The sequence below is a fragment of the Roseobacter sp. genome (assembly GCF_045106495.1).
GTDB lineage: Bacteria > Pseudomonadota > Alphaproteobacteria > Rhodobacterales > Rhodobacteraceae > Roseobacter.
The window spans coordinates 1-5,403 of record NZ_JBGCEQ010000056.1 but is presented as its reverse complement, the minus strand read 5'-3'; the positions used below and the strand labels follow the sequence as shown (position 1 = coordinate 5,403).

At 52.5% G+C, this 5,403-nt stretch carries 4 protein-coding genes; 3 read left to right on the top strand and 1 reads right to left on the bottom strand.

The window, feature by feature from the left end; all coding sequences use genetic code 11:
- Nucleotides 1–87 precede the first annotated feature (87 nt).
- Nucleotides 88–2,607, top strand: coding sequence for a methyl-accepting chemotaxis protein (locus AB8B75_RS21190; protein WP_405365068.1), 2,520 nt, complete (start codon nt 88–90; stop codon nt 2,605–2,607).
- A 262-nt stretch (nt 2,608–2,869) separates the two neighbouring features.
- On the opposite strand, the gene AB8B75_RS21185 is transcribed toward AB8B75_RS21190, so the two are convergent.
- Nucleotides 2,870–3,547 (bottom strand): recombinase family protein, encoded by a 678-nt coding sequence (locus AB8B75_RS21185; RefSeq protein WP_405365070.1) that lies wholly within the window; start codon nt 3,545–3,547, stop codon nt 2,870–2,872.
- 157 nt (nt 3,548–3,704) lie between these two features.
- Between AB8B75_RS21185 and AB8B75_RS21180 the strand changes: the two genes are divergently transcribed.
- On the top strand, nt 3,705–4,412 hold the full coding sequence (locus AB8B75_RS21180; RefSeq protein ID WP_405365066.1) for a DUF2786 domain-containing protein: 708 nt from the start codon (nt 3,705–3,707) through the stop codon (nt 4,410–4,412).
- 506 nt (nt 4,413–4,918) lie between these two features.
- Entirely contained in the window at nt 4,919–5,275 is a 357-nt protein-coding gene (locus AB8B75_RS21175) for a hypothetical protein (protein ID WP_405365064.1), read from the top strand.
- The last annotated feature ends 128 nt before the right edge of the window (nt 5,276–5,403 follow it).

Genomic DNA, 5,403 nt, shown 5'->3' with positions numbered 1-5,403 from the left:
AAGCTTCCGCGTCTTACGGTCGTTCACCGTTCTTAAATGAAAGATAGGTATGTTTGTCATGCAATTGGATCTGGAGGATTCACTGACATGCGCAAGTTACTGACTTTGTCGGTTTCGAAAATGATGCTGCTACTGACGGCTTCAGGCTTCATCGTAACTCTAACTTTTGCAGGCCCTCAAATTGCAAACATGCTGCAGGAACGTCAGAAACTTGAGGTTGACAGTCAGCTGTCGAGTATTGCTTTAACGATTGGCAAACTGACCCATGAGTTGCAAAAAGAGCGCGGGGCGTCTGCAGGTTTCATCTCGAGCGGTGGGCAGAGTTTTGTTGATGCGTTACCAGAGCAACGAATAAACAGTGACGCAGCGATCAGTGGCTTTTTGGAAAGCGCGGATTTGTTAGAAAACCTGCTGGCTGACGATGCTCCTGCCTTGAGCCAAATAACAGGTGTTCGCGAACGCATTTCCGACCTCGCTAAATTGCGGCAAGAAGTGGATGCACTGGAGATCGAACTTTTGACAGCGGTGGGGACCATTACGGCATTAAATCGCGCGGCGATATCGGTGCTCCCTGAACTTGGCAAAGAAATCGCTTACGCAAAGGCTGCGCGCGCTGTTCAAAGACAGGCAATTCTTATGACCATAAAAGACATTTCGGGCCTTGAACGCGCGACTGGGGCGGCAGGTTTTGCGAGAGCCGCTTTGGGTGACGGTGTATTTCCAAAGCCAATTCTTGATCGCTTCAACAGGCTGGCTCACGATCAGGATGTTCTTTTCGAGATTTACCGAGAAATTGCGTCGGATTTGCTTGTCAAAACCTTGAATGCCCTCGATCAAGCGACAGCAGCACAAATGGTTCTAACACTGCGCGATGTTGCGAATTCTGCCGATACCGCCGCGATACTGAAAGTCTCTCCCGAAAAATGGTTTGCTGCTGCGACGGGGAAAATTGACCTTATCAAAGCTATGGAAAACCAAGGTGTTGTGGAGATACTCGGCTATACTGCTGAGGGATTGACCTCATCCAACAGGCTCATCGTTGAAACCATTGCTCACTTGGCGGGTTTGATGTTTATTGTGGGCTTGGGAGCAATGTTTCTGGCACGTCGTGTAGTAAGAGCAATAACTGTTACTGCAGATCGCGTGACGGCCATGGCAACTGGCGACATCGAAAGCGATGTTCCTGACGTTGCACCAGCCGATCTTAAACGCATAACCGATGCCCTGAAGATCTTCCGGGATGGCGAGCTCGAACGCCTTGCAATCGCCGAAGCGCAGACCCAACTTGAACTGAATGCAGCAGCAGGCATTAAACGAATGACAAACGAAGTCTCGGAAGGGGACTTCTCAACGCGGCTTCGATTGCGCGATCTGAATGGCGCGTCCAAGACCCTGGGCGAAGGTCTCAATCAGATTATGACCGTCGTCCAGGAAGTTTCTGATCAACAAATTGCGCACGACCGTAAAGCAATTGAAGACCAAACCGCCGCCGCACAGGCCGGTGAGCAAGCCGTCCAGGAATTAAATGAGGTTGTGTCCGCTTGCGTTCGCGGTGATTTTTCCCAGAGGCTACACACTGACAATAAAAACGGAGTCTTCGCCGATCTTTGCGAAGGCGTAAATCGCATCGGCGAAGTCACGGAAGGCGGTTTGTCGGACTTGGCAGGTGTCCTTGACGCGATCGCCTCAGGCAATCTCGAAACAAAAATGCCTGAAACCTACGAAGGGATATTTCTGGAGATTAGCAAGAAAATCAATGGGACCAGTTTAGAGCTTTCCAAGATTGTCACCCAGATTACAAACGGGGCTCAATCAGTTCAGATGTCGTCAGCCGAACTTTCCGAAGCGGCAGACGATTTGGCTCATAGAACGGAAAAAACCGCTGCAGTCCTTGAGGAAGCTTCTGAGTCCGTCGAACAGTTAACAGCTGCCGTAAAATCCACGGCTGAAAGTGCGAAGGGTGTAGGGGTGTCCGTGCGGGCTACTCAAGACGAAACGAACGAAACGATGAGCGCAGTAGGCGATATGGTGGGAGCGATTGAAGGCATTGCTTCTTCGTCAGAGGAAATCGCCAAAATTACCAGTGTTATCGAAGACATAGCATTCCAAACCAACCTGTTGGCATTGAATGCAGGCGTCGAAGCCGCCCGGGCAGGTGACTCGGGCCGAGGTTTTTCTGTCGTTGCATCTGAAGTGCGTAATCTTGCTCAGAGGGCCGCAGAGGCCGCCAAAGACATAAGTGAATTGATTTCGAAAAGCCAAGCCCAAGTTAGCACTGGCGTCGAAATTGTTGGGCGTAGTCGTTCAGCACTGGAAAGTATCCAGACGTCTATCTCTGGTATGACCAAAGAGGTTGTTCAAATGGTCGACGCTGCAGCCGAGCAATCAGCAGGTATTTCAGAAATCAACAATACCGTAACGCAAATGGAACAGAATACACAAAAGAACGCCGCTATGTTCGAAGAAACAAACGCCGTTGCTCAAGCAATGAAGCAAGAAGCAAGTGGGTTGGCTGTTGCGGTTTCACACTTTTCCACTAGTCGAGGCGACGACTTGACAGAACCGCAGGCATCAGCAGAAGAACCCATGACCAAGATCGCTTCCTGAGGCCGTCGAATGGGGTAGGATTTTATTTTGTGCGATTTTATCACTGCATAGCCGTTACGGAGCGTTTTCATTTCGGAAGTTAAATGACCGCTTTGGGCTGTCAGAAGCCCCCCGGAATCGTGATTTCAACGTCCGCTTCGGGTTGGGTAGCCGACATTGGCGCTCCTTCAAATACAAAGGGGGGCCGTGATTAAAATAATCCAACCCGAACCTCCCGATTGCTGATAAACAATTCTGACGCATCGGTCGCATTAGTCCCTCCTTATTGTTTGTCTTCGGCCCGCAGGACGAGACCTGTCGCGCCGCTGTGAAACCACCGGTGAACCGTTGCCTCACTCTTGACCTTGCGTGCCTTCGGATCACTGGCATTGATCTCCGCCAGCAACTCACGAGCAGTCATTCCCTTCCACTTCAAGCCGCCCGCCTCACGGGGTGAAACAGTGAACTCACCGGAGTTATAGAGACCTTGAATATGCTCCAGGCGCTTTGGGTGATCCAGTATGGCGTGCTTTGCACCCCACTTGATGTCAGGGTTTTCAGCTTTGCGAACGGCCATGCCAGCCTTGGTGCGCTCAGAAATCATGCCGCGCTCCAATTCGGCCATTGCGGCCATGATATGAAAGAAGAAACGGCCCATCGCCGATCCAGTGTCTACCATTTCCGTCAGGCTGACGAAGTTGATCCCGCCCTTTTCGATGTCGTCTACGGTTTGCAAAACACCCTTGAGTGATCGGCCTAGCCGGTCCAGCTTCCACACGACCAACGTGTCGCCTTCCCTCATAACTTTCAGCAAAAGCTTGAGGCTCTTGCGCTGCATGGTCTTGCCCGATGCGTGCTCCGAAAAGATTTGATTGTCTGGAATGCCGTATTTTCTCAGCGCTGCGATTTGCAACGACAAGTCTTGGTCCTCTGTAGAAACGCGGGCGTACCCGAACACCATCCCCATAGGTGCAACGCCCTACAGTGAGTCGTGTTTCATTGTAAACTCTCACTTTTTTCAACATTGCCAATTCGATCTCATTGTATACTTTTATTGTTGACTATCTAAACAATCTCATTGTAGAAAGTCAATGTCGATTTCTAAAGGAGCCATACCGATGTCAAATTCAATGAGGGATCGCGCCGCATCTCTGATCGCAAAAGCCAATAATCCAGCCGCCAGTGAAAACGAGGCAGAGGCATGCATGCAAAAAGCAATGGACCTCATGGGCAAGTTCGGATTCACGATGGATGATGTGCTTGGCGACCGCGCAGAGTCGATTGGAATGAGCGGGACGCCATGGATGAACGGCCGTCCCGGCGGCGCAATGTTCTCCGTTCATGGCGCAATCGCGGCGTTTACTAATACACGGGCATCTTTCAAAGGCACGGTGACGCGCGGCACATCAATGACGTACCATGGCTACGGCGCTGAGCGCGACTTGGCCGTGTGGCTGCATGGCCATATCCTGAATGCGATCAAGGTCCAGAGCGCAGCCTACAATCCCGACCACCGGAACGCGGCAGTCCGCGCGCGCGACCGAAAATCTTTCGCGATTTACATGGCAAGGCGAATATCGACGCGCCTGTACAGCATGGTTGAGACGCTAGATTACACCGGACGTGGCACTGGCACTGACGTTATGGTGGTCAAAAATAAAAAGCTGGACGAACACTACGAGGGGTTGGGCTTCCCCAAGGCTATTCAGCGCAAGCAATCGCTATACCGCGACGGCGCTATAGCGGGTTCAGAAGCTGGTGAAGCGGTGTCGTTACACCGGCCCATATCTGAGGCCACCGGTCCACTTCAAATCACGTCACAATAAGGACCCTTCTGGTGTGGAATGCATACAGGTGGTCGAGCACATGGGTTTCTGCGTCGGGAACGCCATAAAATACTTATGGCGCCGGATTGAAGGGCAGCGCCTTGGACGACCTGAAAAAAGCTCGTTGGTACATCGACCGCGAAATCGAGCGCCAAACCAAAGTCAAGTAAGGGAAAGCATATGACTTGCTGCAAAGAACAGAAAAACCAAGGTGAATATGACGGCGTCAAAGGTCCGGTGCCTTACTGCAAAAAATGCGGTCGCACGGGCAAAAGCACGCACCCCTGATGCCCAACAAATTCTTGCATGGAAACGGGATTGATTGCCCCGGCTGCTATCTGCGGCGGCAAGAATTGATGCGAGGCTTTTTCCTCGACATCACCGTTAGCTGCAATCGCTGCAAGGGATCTGGACGCATCGCCCTTAGCGCATCAGAAATCGTCGCCAACGCAGTGGCAGAGGCTGCAAGGCACCACTGGACTACAGAACCGGAGAAGGGGGGTCGCATGACTCATGCAAGCCCAGAACTGGCCCCTGCCCGCGCAAGGGGCCGTGTCAGGCATCAAGGCGACGTAGAGCGCGTGCAGCCGTTGCGTGCCGGACGGTGCGATTATTGCGGTGAACAGCTTGGTGCAGTCGCCAAAGCGCGGCACGCTCGGTTTTGCTGCACCGATTGTCGCACGGCTTGGTGGACTGTCGCGCGCAATCGCGGCGCACAGCTTTATCCAATGCTGATGATCGGGCGTTTGCATCGTGGCCGGGCGAACACGCGCGGCGCTAGCATGATCGGCAAGTTCAGCGCGCTGATCGACAGTTGGGTGCGTGCCGACAAGGCAGGGGGTGATGATCATGCCGCTGACTAAAGACTTTGCGCCGAGATTGTTACCAGCACCGCAGGCCGCGCACTATCTGGGTGTGTCCATATCGAAGTTGGCCACACTATCAATTCAGCGCCGTGAGCTTGATGGTAAGCGCGTCTATGACCGCAGCG